Origin of the sequence: Actinosynnema sp. NPDC091369 (assembly GCF_044757065.1) — a bacterium.
GTDB lineage: Bacteria > Actinomycetota > Actinomycetes > Mycobacteriales > Pseudonocardiaceae > Actinosynnema.
Genome location: NZ_JBIVUG010000012.1, coordinates 80,628 through 104,467, shown reverse-complemented (window position 1 = coordinate 104,467; position 23,840 = coordinate 80,628). Strand labels below are relative to the sequence as shown.

12 protein-coding genes are annotated in these 23,840 nt (G+C 68.2%); 3 read left to right on the top strand and 9 right to left on the bottom strand.

What is annotated here, in order from left to right; genetic code table 11:
* Positions 1-92: 92 nt before the first annotated feature.
* Positions 93-983 carry a hypothetical protein gene (locus tag ACIQMJ_RS33070; protein ID WP_499764912.1) on the top strand — a complete coding sequence of 297 codons (891 nt, stop codon included), beginning with the start codon at positions 93-95 and terminating at the stop codon, positions 981-983.
* Between the two features lie 51 nt (positions 984-1,034).
* Here the strand turns inward: ACIQMJ_RS33070 and ACIQMJ_RS33065 are convergent, their stop codons facing one another.
* The 4 genes from ACIQMJ_RS33065 to ACIQMJ_RS33050 are packed head-to-tail and all read right to left on the bottom strand — an operon-like array spanning position 1,035 to position 6,935.
* Positions 1,035-4,115 (bottom strand): ATP-binding protein, encoded by a 3,081-nt coding sequence (locus tag ACIQMJ_RS33065; RefSeq protein ID WP_499764911.1) that lies wholly within the window; start codon positions 4,113-4,115, stop codon positions 1,035-1,037.
* Positions 4,112-4,720, bottom strand: coding sequence for a hypothetical protein (locus ACIQMJ_RS33060; protein WP_499764910.1), 609 nt, complete (start codon positions 4,718-4,720; stop codon positions 4,112-4,114). The genes ACIQMJ_RS33065 and ACIQMJ_RS33060 overlap by 4 nt, the downstream gene beginning before the upstream one ends.
* Before the next feature lie 11 nt (positions 4,721-4,731).
* The gene (locus tag ACIQMJ_RS33055) at positions 4,732-6,345 is read right to left on the bottom strand and encodes a tyrosine-protein kinase family protein (RefSeq protein WP_499764909.1); all 1,614 of its coding nucleotides are present in this window, start codon (positions 6,343-6,345) and stop codon (positions 4,732-4,734) included.
* The gene (locus tag ACIQMJ_RS33050; RefSeq protein ID WP_499764908.1) at positions 6,345-6,935 is read right to left on the bottom strand and encodes a TIR domain-containing protein; all 591 of its coding nucleotides are present in this window, start codon (positions 6,933-6,935) and stop codon (positions 6,345-6,347) included. The genes ACIQMJ_RS33055 and ACIQMJ_RS33050 overlap by 1 nt, the downstream gene beginning before the upstream one ends.
* A 192-nt stretch (positions 6,936-7,127) precedes the next feature.
* On the opposite strand from ACIQMJ_RS33050, the gene ACIQMJ_RS33045 reads away from it, so the two are divergent.
* Positions 7,128-10,106, top strand: coding sequence for an AfsR/SARP family transcriptional regulator (locus ACIQMJ_RS33045; RefSeq protein ID WP_499764907.1), 2,979 nt, complete (start codon positions 7,128-7,130; stop codon positions 10,104-10,106).
* 22 nt (positions 10,107-10,128) lie between these two features.
* Here ACIQMJ_RS33045 and ACIQMJ_RS33040 read toward each other — a convergent pair whose 3' ends face one another.
* Both ACIQMJ_RS33040 and ACIQMJ_RS33035 read right to left on the bottom strand, forming a co-directional pair.
* The gene (locus ACIQMJ_RS33040; protein ID WP_499764906.1) at positions 10,129-10,536 is read right to left on the bottom strand and encodes a hypothetical protein; all 408 of its coding nucleotides are present in this window, start codon (positions 10,534-10,536) and stop codon (positions 10,129-10,131) included.
* A gap of 246 nt (positions 10,537-10,782) precedes the next feature.
* On the bottom strand, positions 10,783-11,121 hold the full coding sequence (locus ACIQMJ_RS33035; RefSeq protein WP_499764905.1) for an immunity protein CdiI family protein: 339 nt from the start codon (positions 11,119-11,121) through the stop codon (positions 10,783-10,785).
* Between the two features lie 40 nt (positions 11,122-11,161).
* Between ACIQMJ_RS33035 and ACIQMJ_RS33030 the strand changes: the two genes are divergently transcribed.
* Positions 11,162-12,064 (top strand): helix-turn-helix domain-containing protein, encoded by a 903-nt coding sequence (locus ACIQMJ_RS33030; protein WP_499764904.1) that lies wholly within the window; start codon positions 11,162-11,164, stop codon positions 12,062-12,064.
* A 320-nt stretch (positions 12,065-12,384) separates the two neighbouring features.
* Here the strand turns inward: ACIQMJ_RS33030 and ACIQMJ_RS33025 are convergent, their stop codons facing one another.
* From ACIQMJ_RS33025 to ACIQMJ_RS33015, 3 genes are read right to left on the bottom strand one after another with little or no spacing between them, the layout of a single operon-like run.
* Complete coding sequence (locus ACIQMJ_RS33025) at positions 12,385-13,002, bottom strand: hypothetical protein (RefSeq protein ID WP_499764903.1); 618 nt, start codon at positions 13,000-13,002, stop codon at positions 12,385-12,387.
* 26 nt (positions 13,003-13,028) lie between these two features.
* A complete protein-coding gene (locus tag ACIQMJ_RS33020) occupies positions 13,029-19,883 on the bottom strand; it encodes an RHS repeat-associated core domain-containing protein (protein ID WP_499764902.1) in 6,855 nt (2,284 codons plus the stop codon).
* A 51-nt stretch (positions 19,884-19,934) separates the two neighbouring features.
* Complete coding sequence (locus ACIQMJ_RS33015) at positions 19,935-23,420, bottom strand: LamG-like jellyroll fold domain-containing protein (RefSeq protein ID WP_499764901.1); 3,486 nt, start codon at positions 23,418-23,420, stop codon at positions 19,935-19,937.
* Between the last annotated feature and the right edge of the window lie 420 nt (positions 23,421-23,840).

The following is a 23,840-nucleotide window of genomic DNA, read 5'->3' as shown; positions in this document are numbered from 1 at the left end:
CTCTTCGTCCACTTCTGGTCGACACCCGGTCCCGATGCTGTGCGCAGCAGATCGGGCCGGCACCGCGCCGGCGTGGACAGGGAGGTTCGGTTGTGAGCGAGTACGACGTCGCCGTGTCGTTCGCCGAGGAGCAGCGCTCCGCGGTCGAGGAGGTGGTCGAGGCGTTCCGGCAGCGCGGCCTGACCGTGCTGCACGGGCCGGAGCAGACCCACGAGTGGTGGGCGCACAAGCAAGGCGGTGACCTGCCGGACGCGCGGGTGCGGTTCTTCGTCCCGTTCGTGTCGGAGGTGGACGACTTCACCACGGCCGCGTTGCGCGCGGTCAAGGCGGGCGACGAGCACGTGCTGCCCGTGCTGCTGGGCGAGGTGGTCGTGCCATCGGACCTGCTGCACCCGCACGTGGCCTACGTGCGCGGCACGCGGTCGGACCGGCTCACCGAGGCGCTGGTGGCGCGGATCGAGGCGGCCGAGGCGGTCGGGTCGGCCCGCGCGCTCGTCGCCGACGTGGTGACCGGGATCAAGGACGTCACGCCGGTGGCGGAGGACCCGGAGCCGGTCGTGCCGGCCACGTTCAGCCGCTACGCCGAGCAGGACGCGACGCTGCGCTACCTGGGCGAGCAGTTCGCCGCGGCGCTGCCGGGGCTCGCGCGACGCGGGTTCGCGGGCACCGCGCACGTCGGCGACATGCGGATCGCCGTGCGGGTCGAGCGGGCCGGTGACACCGTCTACGCGCTGGACATCCAGCGCGGCGGCATCGGCGGCGACGAGACGGTGAACTTCGTGGTGGGCAGGCAGGACGGCAGCGCCCTCACCAACGGCTGGGCGCGCCCGGTCTACGACACCGGCGCGGGCGCGGCCGTGCTGGAGGTGCACGACTTCTCGGTGCTCGGTGGCGGCGGCGCGCCGCGCTCCTACCGCCGGGAGGACCTGTTCGACGCGCTGTGGCAGCGGATCGAGTCGGTGCTGGCCTCGACCGTCGGCTGACCGCGCACGCCGAAGCGCTCCCCGTCCTCGTCGAGGGCGGGGAGCGCTTCGTCAGTGCCGGCCGTCGCGGGCCCGTTCCAGCACGTCCTCCAGCCGCAGCGGGCTGGGCGGGTGGTGGCTCAGGCACAGCGGCGTCCGCATCCGGCGGAACCCGAAGGTCTCGCCGGTGGCGTAGAACCGGCCGCGTTCCAGCCGCGAGATGTCCTCGACCGAGCTGCCCTTGGCCCGGGCCATCTCGGTCGCCGCGGCGATCTGCGCGGGGCTGTTCAACCTGCCGAAGAACTGCGTGGTGGCGTTGCCGACGACCTGGTTGTGCACGCCCTTCGGCGCCTGGGTGGCGAACAGCAGTCCCAGCCCGTACTTGCGGGCCTGCGAGGCCAGCAGGATCGTGCTCTGCGTGCTCGCCGTCCACCCGCCGGACGGCGCGATCGTCTGCGCCTCGTCCATCACGACGAGCCCGCCGAGCGGCCGGTCCACCGCCGGGTTGCGCTTGACCCAGGCGAACACCTCCAGCTGGAGCTGGCTGACGAACCCCTGCTTCTGCTCCTCCGCCGGCAACCCGATGAAGCTGATCACCGAGATCCGCGCCCGCTTGCCCGGCGACGGGGTGAGCAGCAGCGCCGGGTCGGTCGGCTCGCCCGCCCCGCCGAGCAGCGGGTCGTTGACCATCGCGGCCCGCAACGTCTCCGCCAGGTCCGCCGCCGTCGCACGGGCCGTGCTCAGCGTGCTCACCCCGTCCGGCAGGTCGGCCAGCACCTCGATGAACGCCGACAGGTCCCGCCCGTCCGACCGGGCGTAGTGCGTCAACGCCTCCCGCAGCACGGCCCGGCCGCGCACGGCGGTCTTCGACCCACCGCCCACCCCGGCGTGCGGCACGAGCCGCGCCACCGCCGCCCCGACCGACGCGGCGAACTCGTCGGCGTCCCCGCGCACCTCGGCGAAGTCCGGCAGCGGGTGGAAGCTGAGCGGACGCCCACCGGCCCGGCCGGGCGTCCACACCACCACCTCGGTGTTCTCCAGGTACTCGGCCGCCGCGGCGGCGTCACCGGGCAACCACTCGTCCGGCGGTTCGGGCCAGGCGTCACCCAGCCGCGCCAGGTCGTTGTTCGGGTCCAGCACGATCGCCGACACCCCCCGCAGGGCGCACTCCTCGACGATCCGCCGCAACAGCACCGTCTTGCCGCTGCCGGACCCCGCGAACACGATGGCGTGCTTGCGCAACGACTCCAGCTCGATCCGAACCTCACCGTCCACGCCGAGCACGATCTCCGTCGGTGACGACGGTTCCGCTCCCACCGGCGGGGGCCGCGTCTCCTGGTGGCCTGCCGCCGACCGCCCCGGATTGGGCAGCACCTCCCGCAGGAACGTCGTCCGGCTGGCCGGTTTGCGCGCCACCAGCCAGGCCAGCAACTGGTGCGTCTGCGCCGACAGCATCTCCTTGAGCGCGCTGAACGTCCGCAGGTCGTCGTCCGAGATCTCCACCCACCGACCACCGGCCTGCTCCAACCCGGCGACCTCGGTCCTGGTCACCTTGCCGGTCCACCCGCCGTTGCCGTTGCGGAGCAGCACCAGGTGCCGGTTCTGCGCCCCGAACCGCGCCGCGTCCCGCACCTTCCGCATCCGGTTGAGCACGGACCGGCCGTGGGCGCTGGCGATGAGGCGGAACCCCCAGCGCTCGTCGGTGTCCAGGTCCTCGTTCAGGGTGCGGAGCAACCGGGCGTGCAGGTCGCTGCCACCGTGGAGCTGCTCGGCCTGCCACGCCATGTCGTCGTTGCCGACCTCGTTGATCCACGACTTGAGCCCGGCCAGCAACAACCCCGGCATCACCTCGTCCTCGTTGTGCAGCTTGAGCTCCGCCGCCGTGATCTCCGCCTTCTCCTTCAGCCGCTCGAACTGGGCGTCGAACTCCTGGAAGAAGTCGTGCTCCACCCCACCGTGCTCGGCTGGACCCCGCTCGATCACTTCTTCGTTGAACGAGGCCAGCTCCCGGATCTCGCCGTGCAGGCACGCCTCGGCGTGCGCGTGGATGCGCCTGAGCAGTTGCCGCGGCGTCTGGGGCAGCCACACGCGGCCGAACGCGGCCGGCGCCACAGGCCACGTCTGGTGGGGCGGCGTGAAGCCGATGCGCTGGTAGACCACCGCCAGCCACCGACTGACCAGCGCCTCACCGATTCTCGCGTCGCTGATCGAGCCCAGGAACGGGGTTTCGGTGAACCGGTCGGAGACGGTGTCGCTCGCGATCGCGTGCAACTGCTTCCACGTGTGGGGCAGGCACGCGACGACGGACAGCGTCCGCCTGGTCGTCTCGCGGAGCTGCATCAACCCATCTGATACCAGCGCGAGCTCCTGGGCCAGCTCGGCGTTCGTCCCGCCCTCGCCGGTTTGGTCCTGGCTCAGGTTGACCAACGTGTCCAGCTGGTCGATCGCTACGACGCTCGGGCCGGTCAGGGCCAGGACGTGCGAGAGGTCCCGGACCAGCGCGCGCGGCGCTTTCGGCTTGGTCTGCAGTCCCCAGTACCGACGCTCGTCGCCTGCGTCCTCCACACCTTGCAGGTAGGCGAGACCCACGTCGAAGTGCTCGGAGGCGTAGAGCACCAGCGCTCGGATCGTGTCACCGCACTCGACCACCACCCGGCTGTCCAGGCTGCTCAGCTGGTGGAGAAACTTGCGCAGGTGATCCGGTGTCAGCGGCACGTCGCCTTTGATCGCTCCCGCGATCACACCGGGCACACCGGCTCGCTCGCACAGTTGCTGCAGCAGCACGGTGAGCTGGAGTTCGCCGTCGTCGGTGATTCTGCGCAGCTCGCTGCGCATGGCGTGGGCGACGTCGTTCCAGAATTCCGCGCCCGTGGTCAGTTCGACCAGGAAGAAATAACCACCCTTCCCCTGGACGATGCGCCGGACCGAGCCCAGCAGGTGCGTCTTGCCGACGCCCTTCTGCCCTTGGAGCACCAAACCGATCGGGCTCGATCCGCTGCTTACAGCGGCATCCGTGATACCGGCCCGGATGCGGCGCTCGGCGCTGACGTGCAGCCCTTCGACGTGCGAGGGCGGAGTGGTCCAGACGTCGTCCGGGGTCAGAGCGGAGTTGAACCGCAGCGCGGCCAGCGCCTCGCGTTGCTGCTCGGTCATGATTCCTCAATCGCCATGATGTGCTTGTCCTCGCTGCCGATCCGGATCGCAGCGGCGTGGTCCGCTTCGGTCAGCGCCTTGCGGTTGGACTCGGGGACCAAGTGGATCTCGCCGTTCTTGAACATCTCGAGCAGTACGTCGTCCACCTCGTCCTTCTCCGCGCCATTGAGCTTGGGGCGCAGCTTCGCCAACCGCACCCAGTCCTGCGGCTTGACCGACAGCTCCAGGTAGGCGGCCCGGATCACCGACTCCAGGTCGTCACCGGCCCGGAAGATGTCTGCGGGGCCGATCCCGCACCGCCGCAGAACCGACACGGCCTCGTGCAACAACCCGAACACCTCTCGCACCAGAGCACCACTTCCCAATGGCGGCTCGATCGCGGCGATCACGCTCTCGCACCAGCGGACACCCTCGTCGGTGATGCGATGCACGTAAGGCCGGGTCTCCGTGTCCGACACGAGAAGACCGTCTTTGTTCAACCTGTTCCGTCCGGCCACCGTCAGCTTGATGTTCCTCTGCGCCAGCTCCGTGTTCAGCACGTCCCGGTTGAGCCGTCGAATCGTGAGCAGCGCAGCTTGTTCTTGAGTCCCGTACTTCTTCGGCATGGCTTGGCCTTTCAGTTGGTGGACGCGTCGATCCGACGGTCGATCCGTTCGAGGAGGGTGGTGATGTCGGTCAGCAGACCTTGGGACGCGATGAACCGGCCGTCGTCCGCGTGCGACTTGGACAGCACACCGAGGTCCACCGCGTAGTCCCGCAACGCCGCCAGGTCGCCGTTGTCGAGCGCGGTCGCCATGCCGTGCACGGTCTGCTCGACCAGCGACAACCGGCCGACCGACGGCAGCCGGTCCGGCACGGCGCGCAACGCCGCCGCCGCGTTCCGCAGGGCGTCGCGGTCCGGGTCGAGGTCACCGGCGGGCGTGCCGGTGATCATGTCGTAGAGGTCCCGCGCCACTCCGGGCCCGAAGTGGAGGTGACGCAGGTTGCGCAGGAACCCTGGCAGGTTGTCGGGGTCGGTGCCGTCGGTCAGCACGCAGAACAGCCGCCGCTGCCCACCGTCCGGCCCGATGGTGTGCCGCAGGAACCGCTCCACCTCGGTGACCTGCCACCGGCTCAACTGGTTGTCCACCACCAGGCACAAGTGCTCGGCCAGTTCACTGGTCTTGTCCAGCATCTCCAGATCACCGGAGGACGACCGCTCGACCCGCACGCCGAAGCCGCGCAGCTCCTTCACCAACCGATCCGCGATGCGCAACGCCGCCCGCGGGCTCGACACCAGCAGGTCCAGGTCGAAGTCCTGCTTCCGATCGCGTGCCGACGCCACGTAGGCGTCCCGGTTGTCGTCCAGCACGTCGGTGCGGTCGAACTGCTGCGCGATCACCGCCGCGACCGTCTCCAGCGCGAACGAGACCTGACCCGCCGCCGGAGGACGCTCCTGGAGCACCGACAACTGCTCGCCGAAGCTCCAAAACGGAATGTAGGGCAGCGTGAGGTGCCGGAGCATCTGGTCTTCCGCCACGTTCTTGACCAGCCAGTTGCGGAACAACGGCCCGACCACCTCGACGCACTTGCGCCGCCACTGCTCGGCTCGCTCGTACTCCACCGACAAGTCGAGCCGGGACAGGATCGGCAGGACGAGGTGGCGTGGCCGGTCGTAAGGCATGCGGTCGCGCGCGCTGTCGGCACGGCGTACGACGTCCACGATGTCCTTGAGGTTCTGCTCGTTGGCGGTGAACAGGACGGCCAGCCGGTCGGGCAGTTGCGCGGTGCAGATGCCCGCGATGTCCGAGACACCGGTCCGGCTGTCGACCAGTACGAAGTCGTAGTCCTCGGTCCACTGCGCCCGGCAGCGCTCCAGGAACTCGGCGAACCCCTGCCGGTAGAGGTCTTCCCAGTCGATGCGCTGCATCCGGTCCGTGTACGAGTCGTCGTCACGGCCCGCGGCCAGCAGCGCGAGCGTGTTGCCTTCGACGTCGAGCCGCACCGCGTGCGGTTGCGGGCTTTCCGCTCCGGCGAGGAAGTCGTGGGCGAGGTCGATGACGCCGCCCTTGGGCTGCTCGACCATCACCGGCTTGAAGTAGTGGTGCAGGCCGGGTGCTTCGAGGTCCCAGTCGACGGCGAGCACGCGATAGCCCCACCGCGCCAGCAGCACGGCGATGTTGGCCAGCGTGAAGCTCCGCCCGACACCGCCCTTGTAGGAGTAGAAGGTGATGACGGTCCCTGTGGTCATCAGAACCTCGGTAGAGGAGGTGTCGGGGCGAGCACGGGGTCGGGCGGGTCCACGTCCGGCCAGTCGGGTTGCCAGGGCGGCACCTGCTGCACCAGCGCCACGAGATCGGCGGCCAGCTTGTTCACCTCGTGGTGGAACCGCACGAATTCGAGGGTCTGCTGGTACACCGGGTCCGGGTAGGCGAATTCCTTGAAGCTCCACCAGGACCGGACCTTTCCTTCCAGCGGGAAGTTGTCCGAATCCGAGTAGAGGATGGGATAGATCAGCCCTTGCGGTTTCTCCGGACTGACCAGGCCGAGCATCCTCTCCCTTTCCAGCATGCTGTGCCACTCGGCCAGGCACCATGGTGACGTGAAGTACTGCGGGTTCAGCAGCTGTATCATGATCTTGCTGTGCCGCAGGGCGTGCCGCAGACTGGCCGGCCAGTGCACCGCACGCGGCATTTCCCGGTCGACGTAGATCCTCGGCGTCGGCGCGAACTGGTCGGCCAGACAATCCGACAGCTTTCGGAGGAAGTGGTTCAGCAGCCACTGCTGGACCGTGCCACGACGCGCGTAGCTGATGAAGAAATCGAACTTGTAGCCGGACACGCGACAGATGATTGCAGCGAGCACCCGGCGGAAACAGACAAAAAAGTGGCCAATCCGGTCGGTACGGGCCAAAAAGTGGACAAACACCGACCACCGCTGTCCGGCGAACGCCTGACACACCCGACCCGCCGGCGATGTCACCATGCGGTTCCGGCGATCACGTCGAGGGCTGGGGGGCTCGTGGAGTTTCGGGTGTTGGGTCCGGTGGAGGTGCGGCACGGCGACCGGGTGGAGGCGTTGTCCGGTCGACTGCAACGAACGCTGCTCGGCGTGCTGATGGAACGGGCCAACCAGTCCGTTCCGGTCGACGTGCTGACCCACGCGCTCTGGGGCGACTTACCCGACTCCCGGGCGGCGCAGAAGCTCCAGCTGCACGTCCACCGGCTGCGCGGCGTGCTGGACTCGCCGGACCGGTTGACGTTCTGCCCGAACGGCTACCAGCTGAACACCCGCACGGACGAGGTCGACGCCGAACGGTTCGAAGCGCTGGTCAAAGCAGGCACGACCGCGGCAAAGCATGACCCGCAACGAGCGATCGAGTCACTGCGCGCCGCGCTGGCGCTGTACCGCGGCACCCCGTTCGCCGACCTGGAGGTGACGGTGCTCGCCGACTGGGCACGCCGCCTCGCCGAACGCCGCCTCGCCGCCGTCGAGTCGCTGCACGAGGCCGAGTCGGCGTGCGGCGTGCACCAGGTCGGCGAGCTGACCGACCTGGTCCGCGAGCACCCGTGGCGGGAACGCCTGCACGGGTCGCTGATGACCGCCCTGTACCGGACCGGACGCCGGACGGAAGCCCTGGACGCCTACCGCCGGGCACGGCACGCGCTGGTGTCCGAGCTCGGCCTGGAGCCGGGCCCGGAACTGCGCGAGCTGCACCGCCGCATCCTCGCCGACGACCTCCCAGCGGACCCCGTCGACGTCCAGCGGGCGTCGCGTGACGTGCCCGCCCAGCTGCCGGCGGACGTGCTCGGCTTCGTCGGTCGGGAGGCCGAACTCGCGGAGCTGGAGGGGTTGCTGTCCGCCGACGGACCGGTGTCCATCGCCGCGGTCACCGGAACTCCGGGCGTGGGCAAGACGGCGCTCGCCGTGCGCTGGGCGCACCAGGTGCGCGACCGGTTCCCGGACGGGCAGCTCTACGCCGACCTGCGCGGGCACGGTCCGGACGAGCCGGTGTCCGCGGCGGACGCGCTGGCCGCGTTCCTGCGGTCGTCGGGCCTCGACGGCGCCGCGATCCCGGACCACCTCGACGAGCGCGCGGCCCGCTTCCGCACCCTCCTCGACCAGCGCCGGGTGCTGATCCTGCTGGACAACGCCCGCAGCGTCGAGCAGGTGCGCCCGCTGCTGCCCGGCGGGTCGTCCTGCCTCGTGCTGGTGACCAGCCGGGACTCGCTGGCCGGACTCGTGGCCCGCCACGGCGCGCACCGGATCCGCCTGGACCGGCTGTCGTCGGCCGACGCGGTGGACCTGGTGCGCGACCTGCTCGGCGACCGCGTCGACGCCGAACCGGACGCGGTCGTCGCGCTGGTCGAGCGGTGCGCGCGGTTGCCGCTGGCCCTGCGGGTCGCGGCCGAGCTGATCCGGTCGCGGCCGGGACGCGCCATCGGCGAGTTGGCGGCCGAGCTCGCCGACCAGCAGGACGCGCTGGACCTGCTGGGCGCGAACGACGACCCGCACACCGCCGTGCGGGCGGTGTTCTCGTGGTCCTACCGGCAGCTCGACCCCGCCGTGGCCGGGGTGTTCCGGCTGTTCGGCGTGCACCACGGGCAGGACTTGGACGTCCACGCGGTCGCCGCCATGTCGGGCAGCGAACCCAAGCGGACCCGTCGCGCGCTCGACGTCCTGGTCTGCGCGCACCTGGTCGACCGGAGCCCGGACGGCCACTACCAGCCGCACGACCTGCTGCGCGCCTACGCCGCCGAACTGGCCGCGACCACCGACAGCGCGGCCGACCGCACCGCGGCGCTCTCCCGCCTGTCCGCCTACTACCTGGGCACGGCGTCCGCCGCCATGCAGGTCATCGCACCGCACGAAGCCGAACGCAGACCCCGGGTCACCGCGCCCGAGACCGGGTCACCGGCGTTCGACGGCTACGACGCCGCGTTCCGCTGGCTGGACCGCGAGCGGACCAACCTGCTCGCCGCCACCCAGCACGGCGACCTGGACTACGTGATCAAAATGTCGGACACGCTGTGGCGCTACCTCAGCACCGGCGGGTACCACGACGACGCCATCGCGCTCCACACCCGCGCCCTGCACGCCGCCCAGGCCCGCGGTGACGTCGCCGCGGAGGCCAACGCCCGCCGGGTGCTCGGCGCCGCGGCCCTCCGGGTCGGCCTGATCACGCAGGCCATCGACCACCTGGACCGCGCGCTGGTCCGCTACGTCCAGCTCGGCGACCGGTCGTTGCAGTCCGCCGCGCTGAACAACATCGGCGTCGCGCACTGGCGACGCGGCGAGCTGACCGAGGCCGCGGACCGCTTCCGCCAAGCACTGGACCTGTACGAAGAACTGGGCGACCAGCGCCTGCGCTCGCCCGCCACCAACAACCTCGCGCGGATCCTGCACACGTTGGGCCGGCACGACGAGGCGTGCGCGCTGTTCGAGCAGGCGCTGGCCATCGCGAAGGACGTCGGGAACCGGACCAGCGAGGCGAACGCGTTGTGCGGCCTGGCGGAGGTCTGCGCGGCGACGGATCGCCACCACCGAACCCTGGACCACGCACGCCTCGCCCTGACCATCGCCCGTGACACGGGCCACCGCACCCTCGAAGGCACCGCCGAGCGCGTGCTGGGCGTCGTCTTCCTGCACCGGGGCGACCACGACCAGGCGGTCCGCCACCTGGAGACCGCGCTGCACATCGCCCGCGCCGTCGGCGACACCGACCAGCTCGTGACCGCGCTGAACGCCCTGGCCAGGGCACACGCGTCCACCGACGACCGAGCCACCGCCCTCGACCTCTACCGGGAGGTGTTGAAGCCGGAGCACGCAAGCGGGCACCGCGACGAACAAGCGCACGCGCTGCTCGGCATCAGCGACCTCCTCACCAAATGCGGTGACCACGCCGACGCCACCGCGCACCGGCAACGAGCCCTGACCATCTACCGCCAACTGGGCATGCCCCAGGCGGAGACCCTGACGGCCCAACCGCACACCGCCAGGGCCACCCCGTAACCCCACTCCCGGACCGACCCTGTCACCACGTACCGCCGGGCCCCCGTACCTGCGCCGTCTGCGGACCGTGACCGGGCGGCGGCAACGGCGGCGCTCCGGCCGGTGGCCCCACCGTCCCCTGCACAGCCGCGATCCGCGTCCGGTCGAACTGCCCGATCGCGACCGCCGCACCGATCAACGCCACCCCGCCGATCGTGAGGCCGAGGAAGCTGAGGGTGTCCACCAACCCTCCCGGCCCGGCGTAGGTGGCCGAGTCGGTCCTGCACGTCACCTTCCCGGACGTGCCGCTGCCCTCGGGCTTGCAGCTCCACGACGCCGTGATGGGACCACCCGTCATCCGGGCATCGACGGCGATCAGAACTATCCCCAACGCCGCCGTGCCGATGCCGAGCACGATGAGGACGACACGAACAATCCGAAGAAACGTCACGACCAAACGCTATCTCCACCAGACCCCACCCGTACCCGAAACCCCTCAACTCCTCCCACTTTCATCACCACGAAAGCGCAAGGAAAGCCCGATCTGCCACCATCAACCATTTATCCCGCAAACACCACGGCCAGCGCATCCCATCGAAGCGCTTACACGACATCGTCACGACCGGTCAAGAACCACCACCGTGGCGCGCCCCACCCACCAGCCTCGCGGTGTGAACGTCGGCAACAAGTGCCGATCTCAACCGCCGAACACATGGTTCCCACGCGTGGTGTGGAACTCGGTCCGCACACGCAGCGCCGCAGCCAACCGCTCGACCAACCACTCACCCTGCTGGTGCCACGCCGCCGTGGTCGCCTCGTCGGGGAAGCCCGAGCTCTCCGGGTCGCTGCGGTTGTACACGGCCTGAAAATCGTCGTCCCACGCGTCGATTTCCTTCGCCAAGCCCACAGGTACACCAAACTCGGCCACGAGCCGCTCGGCAGAGCAGTTGTCGGCGATCACGTCGTCTGCAGTACGGACCCAGAACAGGAAGCACTCCCACTCCGGCGCCACTCGGATCGAAATAAGTCGGCTCATCCTCCCCATCCTCGGCAGTTCGAACCCGCCTCCGCAGATCATGTCGCGCGTCTTTGAACGGTGGAAGCACCTTCCCGGTCACGCCGGGCACTCTGCTCGCCTTGCACCGCAAACTCATAGTCTGCAAGTGGGACTACTCGCGCGCCGACGCACCGGACGCCCCTCAACCCGAGCGGCATTGAAGACGCTCGTGCTGCGGCTCGCCAGGGAGAACCCACGATGGGGGCATCGGCGGATCCAGGGCGAGCTGGCCCGACTCGGCCACCGCCTCGCCTGCTCGACGGTTTGGCGGATCCTGCACAAAGCGCGCATCGACCCGGCACCACGCCGTGGCGGCCCGACCTGGCGACGGTTCCGCACCGCCCAGGCCCAGGGCATCATCGCGACGGACTTCCTCCACCTCAACACCATGCTCGGCACACGTCTGCACGCGCTCGCGTTCCTCGAACACGACACCCGACGCCTGCACATCACCGGCGTCACCACCCACCCCACCCAGGCATGGACCACGCAACAGGCCAGGACCCTCGCCGCCAGCCTCGGACACCGGACGGAGACGCTCCGATCCCCGCTACGCGACCGCGACGCCAAGTACGGCCAGGCGTTCGACGCCGTATCCCAGTCCAATGATCCACGCGTCATCACCACCGCGCGACAGGCACCCCAGATGAACGCCCACTGCGACCGGGTCATCGGTACCATCAGACGCGATCTCCTCAACCATACCCTGATCATGGGCGAGAACCACGCACGTCAGGCCCTCACGACCTACCAAGACCATTACATCCGCCACCACCCTCACCAACCTGCGGCCAACAACCACCCGAAACCCAACAACACCCCGCTGCGGTTCACGACCTCGACACCCACAGAGTGCACCGCACCCACATCGTCGGCGGCCTCATCAACGAGTACAGACACGCAGCTTAGCCAGCAGCGATGAGCTTTCGAGCGATACACGGTCAGTGTAGTCAGAACGAATCCTTGCACACGTTTGCGAGCTCGGACTGCCGAACGGCTCGCCACCAAGTCTTTGACCTTGGGCGTGAGCATGCTCGCCAAGATCGACAGGGGTAAGCACCGCACGAACCCTGGTTAAGAGAGTCAAGACCGCACACCTCTCGGGCCGCCTGCCGCAACACGAAGCGTTTCTGCGGTAGCTACTCAGCTAGTCACTCAAGCGCAACCGGTGCGCCCCTCGACCACGCGTGATCAACCTACCGGAATGTGATCACTTTCGACGCGAAAATTGGCCGGATCACATTACTTTCCAAGCAGACGCTCCGCTCGTTCCAAGTATGGCATCGCCTCTCTGCCGGCACGGCCATTGACAAGCTTGTAGACGTCGGTCGCGTTCTCCGGTCGAGCTTCGGCGAGCTCTCGCAGGTCCCTGATCAAGAGCTGGAAGTGCTCTTCCACCCCAGTCCACACAACGACGGGATCATCACGATTTTCGCTCCAGATGGAGTCCACTTCCAGCACACTGTTGGCTACGTGGAGGCACAGCTCGCCGTCAATATTCCTCCAATTCTCGAACACAAGCAGAAGCGCCTCCAGTACTACTTGTAGCATTTCCTCGGCCACGCCCGACCCACTGCATTCCGCTAGTCGATCGACGTCCTTCGACAGAGCGGGCAGCGCATATGCAACCTTCTGCCCCGCCTTCTCCGACGTGGCCCCCCTTCGACCGAGAGGAACCGCCACCATCCCGCTCAGCGCGTCCCAGGCCGCCCCATGTCCTCGAACGCTTCGACACCTCTCATCGAAGACCTGATATATCGGCAACACCCGATTCAACGCCGCTACGACGAATACAGTGCGTCGATCCACCGGAAGCGCCGCGCACAACTCCTTGACAATGTCGCTTTCTTCAATCGACACCAATTGAAACTCCTGTCAATTATTCGTTATGATGGCCACTCAGCTGTACTGGGCGAGGTAATAGTGGCACCTCGTCCCGTCAGGAACGCGCGACAGGCCGGGCAAAAAGGTCTGCTTGCAGCAAGCCCACGCGGTGTGAGCCCGAGATGGTCGGCTGCTAGCACGGCCTTGACTTCGGCGTGCTCACCACCAGCCATCGACACCGCGAGGTTGCCGTCATCCATCACAGCCGCACGCTGCACCCGGGTAAGGTTACTCCTCGCCCCGCCCGTGACGATGTTGGTCACGCCGTCGACGCCCTCCGCGTCAAGCACACTCGTCGTGCGGAATCTTTGCGCTACAGGGTGCAGCATGTCGTGGTACTCCGCCGCGCTATCGGCCAATTCGTCCGTGTCCACGGCTCCAGGTCGGCCGCAGTTGTGAACCAAAAAGTCCAGTCCGCCAGCCACCACGGAGTAGGTGTGAACACCATTCACGGTCAGGTCGTAGACCGGTTCATAGTGCTCGTACCGGTCAACCTCAACGACCCTCGGCGATGCACCTTCGACCGACATAAGCTTTTGACCAGGCACTACATCCCCGATCGGGATAAACCGGCTTTCGGCTTCCACCCAGACGGGGTGCCACGAGGTGGCGTCCACGCTGCCGGTGGCCCCGTTCTCGTCGCCGATGGTCAGCTTGGTCATGTCGTCTTCGTCGGTGTGGACGATGGTGGCGACGACGTTGCGGTCGGTGGTGTGGCCGGTGGTGGGGTCGGTGGCTTTGACCTTGTCACCGATCTCGACTTCGGAGATCGGTTTGGTCGAGCCGTCGGCCATCAGGACCAGGGTCGTGGCGACGAAGCTGTGCAGGGCACAACTCCCGCCGCCCTTCGACGTCAGCTTCCGGAACTGTTCCGTTGCGGCGCGGGAGACGTCGTCGGCGATGGTCTGGACTCGGCGCAGGACGCCCTTGGCCTTGTCGACGATGCCCGCCAGGCGGCTGACCGCCTTCACGGCGTTGTAGCCCGCCTCGAGGATCTTGCCGACCTTGCCCCACGGCACCAGACCGGCCACGAGGCCGCCGCAGGCCCAGATGTCACCCTTGGAGAAGCAGTCGACGATGTCGTTCCAACCCGAGATGTCCTTGAGGACCTCCCAGGCGACCTCCTTGATCACGTCCCACTTGGTCTTGTGGGCGTCGGCCAGGGCCTTCTGGTAGTCCTCCCAGGAGATGCCCTCTGAGGCCAGGCTGTTCCTCAGCGCCCGATCGTTGTCCCGGTTGGCCTGCTGCCACGCCCGCTCACGGCCGTAGTAGGTCTCCCGCTCACGCTCGTAGCTTTTCTTGTCCTGATGGAGACGGGAGTCGTAGCCGCACAGCACACCGTCGGGGCCGCAGTCCTTGATCAGACCTGTCGGGTCGCTGTAGGTGACCGGGCTGTTGTTGGCGTAGGCGTAGCCGTTGAGCTGCTGCGGGTCGTTGTTGTCGATCACCGGGTCTGCAGTCAGGAACCTGCCCGAGGACTGGTCGTAGAGGCGGGCGCCGACCTGGGTCAGGCCCGACTCGTCGTTACGGCCACCGACGAAACCGAGGCGGTCCGGCCACTCCGGCGGGGCGGTGCCGCGCGAAGCGCCGAAGGGCGTTTGACGGCGTTGGGTGACGGACTGAGCGGCGTCGTTGGCGACGGAGAGCTGGTTGGTGCCCTGGTGGTCCGGGATCAGCCACTTCAGGCCGGAGATGCTGTTGCGCACCGCCACGGTCTGGCCGCCGTGGGAGTACCAGCGCGTCCACGACGGGGTGGAGGTGCCGTTTTCCAGGCGGATCTCCTGACCGAACGCGTACAGCGTGGTGGCCGACGGCTCGCGGCTGATCAGGCGGTTGCCGTCGGCGTCGTAGAGGTAGGTCGACTCGTCGGTGCCGTCGACGTTGGCCACGCGGGAGACACGGCCTTCGGCGTCGTACTCCAGGACCTGGGTGTCGCCGCCGATGGTGCGCGACTTCGTGCGTCCGGTCTTGTCGTAGGCGAATGTGTCGAGCGCGTCGCCGTTGGGGCTCTCGGTGCTGACCGACAAGGCGGTGTGCGGTTGAGAGGTGCCAGGGGTCGGGTAGCCGGTGGTGCGGGTGATGTCGCCGGCGGTCGTGTGCTGGGTTTCGGTGCGGCGGTTGCCGGTCTTGTCGAACGACCACGAGTGCCAGTACGGCGCGGCGCCGCCCAGGGCGGTGGTGGACTTGGTGGCGGTGCAGTCGCCGGTGGACGGGGTCCAGGCGTCGGTCATCCGGCGCAGGTGGTCGTAGGCGAAGCACTGCGTGTCGGCAGCACGCCCCTCGGGTGTGTCGGCGATCTTGGTGACGTTGCCGGCGGGGTCGTAGCTGTAGGCGCGGTCGGCGAGTTCGGGTTCGGTGGTGGTTTCGCGTTCGACCACCGTGCGTTCCGGGCGTCGGCTGCCGACCTCGTAGAAGTTGGTGATCGCCAGGTTCTTGGCGGTCTCGGCGCTGCTGCCGTACTGCAGTCGCAGCACCTCGCCGAAGCTGGAGTAGCCCGTGGCGGACACGTAGACCTCTTGGCCGGACAGGGTGGACTCGAGCGCGCCGTTGGCGGTGTTGTAGAACGACGCGACCGACTCCGACGGGACGATCACCTTCCCGCCCGAGCTGACCGCGGAGTAGGTGGTCGAGCTCGGCTTGCCGTTGTAGGTGTAGTCCTGCTTCACCTCGTACGTCGCCGGCAGCACGCCCGGTGAAGCGGGCACCACCAGCTTCTGGCCCTTGGGACGTCCGGCGGCGTCGTAACCGGTGACGTACTTGTGGTAGACGAGGTTGTCCACGAACCGGCGGGCCGACTTCAGCATGCCGATACCACCGGCCGCGGTGTCGTACTCCCAGGAGGCCAGCTTGGGGCCGGTCAGGGAGTCCTTGTGCTTCGCGATCAGCCGGCCGAGGTCGTCGTAGGCGTTGGCGACGGTGCGGTTCTCGGCGTCGGTGGACGACAGGACCTGGCCCGCGGCGTCGTAGGTGACGGTGCTGCGGCCGGTGTCGGGGTCGTTGGTCTCGACCAGGCGGCCACGCAGGTCGTAGGTGTAGGTCCACCGGTTGCCGACGGGGTCGGTGAGGGCTTCGAGGAGGCCGGCGGCGTTGTAGGTGTACCTGGTGGTGTCGAAGTCGCTGCCTAGGCCGTTGGTGTACTGCCGCTTCTCGATCGTGCGGCCCTGGGCGTCGTTGACGAGCGTCGTCGCGGTCCCGCCAGGGGGCGGGGTGGTGTGGACGCGGTCACCGCCGTAGGCGGTAGTGGTGTGCCACTGCTCTTGGAGGAACTTGCGGTAGGACGCCTTGGTCGGCCGTCCCATGCCGTCGTACTCGGTGACGGTCTGGTTGGGCACTTCGTTGTCGAAGACGCCGGCGAGGGTGGCGCCGGCCGGGGCGGTGTTGTTCCAGTAGACGCCGTTGGTCTTGTAGGGCAGGCCGCGGGAGTCGTAGAACGTGTCGGTGATCTGACGGCCGCCGTCGGGGCCGGGGGACGGCATCTGGGTCTGCCGTTCCCGCAGCAAGCCGTCGTAGTGGGTGTAGACCGACAGGTACTGGCCGTTGTCCTGCAACTGCTTGGTGACGACGACGCTGGTCTTGTCGTTGTTGTACTGGTACTCGAACCTCGCGTTCGCCGGTGCCGTCGCCTTGTCGAAGCCCGGCGTCCAGGCGGCGGTCAGGCGACCGAGCGCGTCGTAGGCCAGGTCCGCGCGACGGTTGTTGGCGTCGACCGAGGCCACCGAGAGGCCCCACGCGGGCTCCACGTACTCGTGGTTGACGTGGCCCAGCGGGTTGGTGCTGGTCAGCTGCTTGAGCGGGCCGGTGGCCGGTGTGTAGGTGGTGGTGGTCTTCTTGCCGCGGGCGTCGTGGACGTCCAGCGGCCGGCCGTAGGCGTCATAGGTGGCCTGTGAAGCGGTCACCCAGGTCTGGCCGGTGCCTTCCTCCCACTTGTCGAGGACCTCTGCCTTGGTGATGAGGCCGCGGGTGGGTGCGGCGTCGTGTTCCTGGCCGTCGTAGTACGAGCGGACCAAGGACTGGATGGTGGCCGGTGACGCCTCCACCTCGCAGGTGCCGACCACGGTCTCCACCTCGGAGGCGAGGGTGAGCAGCCACGTGGTCTCGTTGCGGGCGAACGTGCTGCGGGTACAGGTCTCGTCGCCGGTGACGGCCTCGTCGCCGTGGTCCTCGGTGACCTTGACGATGCCTTCAGGGGTGAAGTCGAGCTTGTTGACCTTGGTGCGCCGCCAGGAGCCGTTCTCCAGCAGCGTGCGGCCACGCACGGAAGACGTGCCGGTGACGAACGCCTTGTTGCCCGCGGTGTCGGTGGCGGTCGGGGTCTCGGGCAGGTACGGGTCGTTGATCGACGCCGACACCATCACACCGTCGTTGTACTGGCGGGTCTCCCGGACGAACCCGCGCAACCGCGGCACGTCCGGGATCGGAGGGCCTTCCGAAGCGGTGATCGAGGCCGGGCGGACGCCGTCTGGCAGCCCGTCGCCGTTGGTGTCACCGGGCTGCCTATCGCCCTGCATGCCGCGCCCGTAGACGACCTCCGTCCGGGACCGCTTCTCCTGCTGGTTTCCCTTGATCGTGCGGACCGTCTCGTAACCGCGCCACTGCGACCACGTGCGGCGGACCGGTTCGCTGAACTCGGCCTCGTCGAAGTGCCACGCGGCGTCGCCGAGGTATTCGTAGTTCGTGTGGACCGGAGGGGAAGCACCGGTGCGATCGTGGTCGAGAACCGTGACGACCACATACTTGTGGAACCAGTGCAGCTGCGGCTCCAGCGCACCCTCCGGCGTCCACCACGAGGGGTAGCAGCGCAGCGTGTTCGACTCGGGTGCAACCGGCATCCGCGTGCCGACGACACAGTCCTTCTCGCTGTAGGTGACAGCGGTGTAACCGCCCGCCTCATTGGTGATCAGCGCGAGCCGGTAGCGGTTCAACGGCAGGTAGTTGTCGCTACTGGTGTCGACCCGGTTGTCCATCGACTTGTGCCCGAACACCGTCGGCGGAGTCGACACACTCCCACCCACCAGGCCCGTGTGAGTCACGGACGTCAGGTTCATAGCCGGTGCCGTGCGGTCACCGGTGGTCAGGAATTTGTGCTCCAGCGACCACGCGTCGACGTCCTGGAACGTCGACGCGCCGTTCGCCACCCGGGTCACGACCTTCGTCAACCGCTTGCGCGTGAAGAACGACGGGGTCAACCGGTGGGTGCACGACTCACCCGCCGCGCAGACCTGGTCGAACGGCACGTCCGGCCAGTGCGCGGCGGTCGACGCGTTCAACTGGCTCGGATCGCACGTGATCGCGTCCTTGGGCAGGCAGCGCTCGGCGGTCTCGAAGCTGACCTTGGCGCCGGGGTGCGCGAACAGGTTGTCGCCGCGCAGCCCGTACTCGACCCGGTCCAGCCACCCGCCGCGCACGTAGTCGGTGCCCTTGTTGGCATCGCCGTTGCGGCCATAGCGGTTGAACTCGCGGTTGTAGTAGTAGGTCGTCACGTTGCCGTGCACGTCGACCGAGTAGTCCAGGTTCCACCGGTACGCCTGCTGGCACCACGACGCGTCGAACGTCGCCGCGTTGCACTCCTCGTTGCCGTGGTTGCCGAACACCGGCACGGTCCACGCCGACTGCGTCTCCGGCTTGCCGTCCGTCCAACCCGGCAGGCGGTTCAAGCCCAGGAAGTACTGGGTGCCGTCGGTCGTCGTGACCTTCCAGTGCTCACCGTTGTTGTCACCGTTGACCGCACCGAACAGGCGCTCGATCTTCGCGCCGTCGTCGGACTCCGCCCGCCACTGGTCGGTACCCGGGATGTTGATCAACTTCCCGGACACGCCGACCAGGCTGATCGTGGCGTTGTGGGTGGCCCAGCACTGGTCACCGGTCTTCGTCTGGCCGTTGTTGCCGCCCAGGTCGAGGCTGCACGGCTTGTACTGGCGCTCGATGAACCCGGCCGGCGCCAGGTCCCAGCCGTCACCCGCCCACGACGCCTGGTTGTTCGTCGACGACGTCCGCCCGTCCAGGCTCTGCGCCGAGTACCCCAACGACAGCTTCGGCGCCGCGCCACCGATCGCCGGCGGCACCCGCATCGGGTAGCCGTAGGTGAAGTCGCCGGACGATCCACCCACGCTCCACGACCCCGCCGGAGCCAACGACGTCGCACCGTAGCTGCCAGCCGCGCCCGCCGTGGCGGCAACCGCCGCGAACACCGCGGGCTCGGACGACGCCAACGTCGCAGTGCCGGACAACGCACCAGCCGCGGTGTCGTTCGTCGCGCCGTCCACCGGGGCGGCCACCTGGCACTCGGCCTTGTCCGGTGTCGTCGCCGCGCAGCCCGGTAGGCGGACCAACCGCAAGCGGGCTGCGTAGTCACCACCGAACGCGGACCCGAACGACGAGTAGTCGAACGTCACGGCCAAGGGCTTGTCCTTGACCCCGCCGGCGTCGGCGAGGCTGAAGACCACCGCGCTCGAACCTGGCTTGCGGTCATGCACCCGCACGCGCACCTTGCCGGCACCCGCCTGGCGCGCGTTCGGCTCTTGGCGCAGGCCCACTGCGACCGGTGTGCCGACAGCTCGGATCGGTCTGCCCGTAGCGCGGGCCGCGACCTGCGCGGGCGTGCCACCCTCGCTCGCGAAGTCCACGTCGGCAGTCGTGGCAGCAGGCCAGGACGCCTGCGCCGGAGCGGTCACCACGTGGTCCTTCGCCGGGTCCTCCGGCACTGCCTCGACCGGGACCGCCCTGGTGGGGACCGACCGCTCCAACTGCAGCGACACCCTCCACGCCTGGGTCGAGGCCATCGCCACGGCCTGCCCGGTCGAGGCGGTCAACACCAGCACGACACCGAACGCGACGGCCTTCCGGGCCAGCTTCCGCACGGCAGCACTCACAACAGGGCCTCTCGTGACGTCTCGGATCGAACCGGTGGCTCAGAAGTGCCTGGTGGACGCGTATACGACGCCGATCTGCTCGGCCGTGAGCACGCCCGAGTACACCCGCGCGTCATCCACAGCGCCCTGCCATACGTCCGCCTTCTGCGAACCCCAAAGACCGCGGCCGAGCCACAGCGGCCCGGAGCCGTTCCACCCCGTGACGCCACTGCCGTCGGTCGTGCCGGAGAAGTTCACAGTCTGCCTGTTCCCGTTGACGTACAAGGCGATCCGACCGCTCACCGCGTCATACGTGCCCGTCAGGTGCACCCACTGACCCGTGACGATCGCGTTGTCCGACAGGGCGACCCACCACATCGAGGTGGCCGGGCCCTGCGTCATCAAGAACGCCCACTGCCGGTTCTCCGGGCGGTACTGGAGCATGAACGGCGAGTACTGCGAGTCGCCCAGGCTGACCGCCGCACGCGCGGCTTGGTCGTTGTCCAACCGGACCCAGGCCGACACCGTGTACGAGCGGTCCGTGCGCAGGTTCACGGGCCGGGAAGCGGTGACCTGACCCGAGCCGGACGTGTCGAACTGCAGCCACTCGTCCTCGCCGGTGCGCGGCCGGTCCGGATCATCAGGGTCAATCGGTGTTCCCGCCCAAGTCGCGCCGCCGGCGATGGTGGCCTGCTGACCGGACACCGATTCCCTGGTCGTGATCCCGGTTCGTTCGTCCAACCCGAGCCGGGCCCGCAACACCGCCCGGTTCACGTCTTCCGCCACGTCCTCGGCCGTCACCACTCGGTCCCACACCCGCACGGAGTCGATCGCACCCGGGAAGTGGTTCGACGCCTCACCCGCGGACTTCGCCCGGCCGACCACCAGGCTGCCGCTCGGGTTCCAGAGCTGCGCGGTCGTCATGCCCTCCGGCTTGCCGTCGACGTACAACGTCAACGCCTTGCTGTTGGGCTCGTAGGTCGCCAGCAGGTGCGTCCACACACCGACCTGCGGCGGAGCAGCCGACGTCACCCTCGCGTAGGACGCCGGTCCGTCGGAGTCTTCGCTCGGCGTGGTGATCGCCCACCGGTCCGCGTTGACGGCGTACTGCAGGTAAAACGAACTCGCTCGGTTGCCGTCCTGGCTGACGAGGGTGGCGTAAGAGTCCTTGCTGTTCAGCTTCGCCCACGCGGACACCGAGAACGCCCGTGACGTGTCCACCACCGTCGACCCCGACGCGGCGAAACCACCGTTGAGCGTCAACGCGTTACCGTCATACCCCGAGGCGAACGAGGCGGCACCGGACAACGTGAGCGGACGGTTGCCCCCACTGCCGTCGGCCGCGACCGTGCCCGATGTTTCATCGAACGCCCACACCGCCTTCGGCAGAGCCTTCGCGGCGACGTGGAACGTGTATGTCGCATTGAGCGCCGACGGGTTGTTCGCACGATCGAACGCACGGACGTGCAGCACGTTCGTCCCGACCAAAGTCGGCGTGATCGGCACCGTCACCGACCCGTCAGCCGACGTGACGTCGACCAGGTTCGTCATGGCGGTGTCATTGTTCAACGACCACCCGTAGCGTCGGATGTCCATCGTGCCCCCGAACCCGGTGTTGCCGTTCGGAGTGAACGTGAACGCCCCGGTCTTCCCCACACTGCCGTGGTTGAAGCTTGAGTCCGGGTAGTCGACAGACGAGACCGCGGGCTTGTTCGGCGGAGTGGTGTCCACTTCGAACTCACAGGGTGGCGACAAAGGGCTCGTCAGCTGACCGTCATGGCTGACCACCTGCCAGGTGTACAGACCACCTTCAACGATGTGGCCCGCAGGCACTGCCCACTCGCTGTAGGCACCTGAGCCGACCTCCGTGCCGCCGAACAACCGCCCGTCCCACACAGCACCCGAGCCCACCCCGGTGAGCAGCCGGTACTCGCCGTACACGTTGCTGTTGTCCGGATCGCTCACCCGGGCCCGCAAACGAGGAGTCTTGGTGAACACCGCCGGCCGATCGGCACCCGTACGGCACGGCAACGCATGGTCCGGCGCCGACCCCTCCATACCCATGTCGCTCGGTGTGTTCGGGTAGCTGTTGTAGTGCACCACCAAGTAAGGGTTGAGGTCGAACCGCCGCCACGACGTGTTAAGCTCGTTCTCTTTCTCGGCCTTGAGCACGAACGTCGTCCAGACCCACGAGCCCGATGATGCAGCCGTGATGGCGTTGAGCACCCCGAATTCCGCGTTGCCGTCGGTCGGGCAGTTGCCCGGGTTGTTGCGCACCGTGGTAGTCGACTCCACAGCACCCCAGCTGGTCTGGTTGTGCCACGTCGTGTTGGCGTCGATCCAGCCTGCCAACCGCAGCTCGGTGGCCGAAGGTTCGCATGAGTACGTGTTGATCACCTTCGTGTGCAAGGTCGCACGGTGGATGAACTTGCCGATGAGCGGCTCGGTGTTCATCTGCAGGTAGGAGCGTGACCTCGCATCTTTCTTGGCGCCGTTGCCCAGTGCGGCGGCGTTGAGGAAACCGGCCTTCAGATCGCTCAGGTTGCCGCTGGTCGCATCGAAATTCCTGTTGTCCGGCCACTCTTCCTGCACCACGACGTGATGCACTTTGCCGCAGTTGCCACACCGGTACTCCGGGTCCAAGACCACCGGGTAAGTCGTCGTCGGATCGTCGAGGAAATTCCGGTCGGGAACGATCGCCACGGCTTCCGGGGTGATCTCGACCTCCATCGTGGCCTGCCGGTCACCGTGAACCGGCTCGCCCACACGCCCGCGCGGTCCGTCTCCGGAGGAGTCCCACATGTGCGAGGCATCACCGACGAAGACCGGCTCGCCCTCCGGGTCGTTCACCACCAAGTCACCCGAACCAGGCGCGGGGCCGTCCTCGACCCGCACCCGCTCGGCGTGCGTCGGGAACGTGACCGTGTCCAGGGCCGGGTTACGCCCCGCCTCCGGCGTTTTGATCACCAACAGCTCGCTGAACCCCTCCAGGTGCGCCTCGACCCGCAAGTCGACGTCCGGCAGCACGTTCGGGTAAGTCAGCGTCGCGCCGTCCACCACCGGCACGGGCAGCTCACCGTCCCACCGCAACCCGACCTCATGACCACCCTGCGCAACCTTGGCCAACGGAAAAGCCTCGGCAGCCATACCGCCCGGCGAAAACGCCACCTCCACCGTCGACGCCTTCGGCGCGAACGAACCGTCCGCCTTGCGCTCCAACGTCAAGTCGACGGGCACCCACCCGTCACCACGCCGCACCCGCACCGGCTGCACGTGCTGCGTGAACGTCATCGTGCCGTCCGGATTCGCCCGCACTTCATCGGTCTCCGTGGTGGCCGACTCCACGACCACCGACTCCCCGCTCTGCGCCGCGTACCGGGCAGCAGTCGCCTCGTCCGGCGCCGAGTTCGGCACCTCCGGCGCCGTGATTTCCGGCTGGGCCACCGCACCAGGCGGCACCACCACAACAGTGACAGTGACAGCGGCGACGAGCGCCAGCCCGAAAGCGCGCAGGGTCGAACCCCGCGCGTGCACGCGCGAACCCATGAAAAAGATGCCCCCCGGCTCGCGCTCCCCGCGCGATCTGTGCTGAGTCCCCCGACCCGAGGAGGAATCATGACGGTTCAACCAATCCCGGCACAGCGGCCGAACGGCTTAATGACCGCCAGGCGTGCCTGTGATCAGCACCTCACCCGAACAGCCCTCCTACCAGCCACGATCGTCACGGCGCGTGCCGTCGCCGTCCCCGCTCATGCAAATCGGGGGATCATCCTCACGGCTGTCCTGCCGGCCGGGTGCTCGACCGCACCCGCCGCCCACACCACGACCACAACCACCAGCGCCCCGGTGACACCCGACTCCACACTCATCGAGTCACGACTCACCAAGGTGGCCGACGAACCGGCACCGGCCCGCCTGGGGAGGTGTCCGTTAGCCGACAGAACGGCTGGCTCTCGGGCGTGGCGT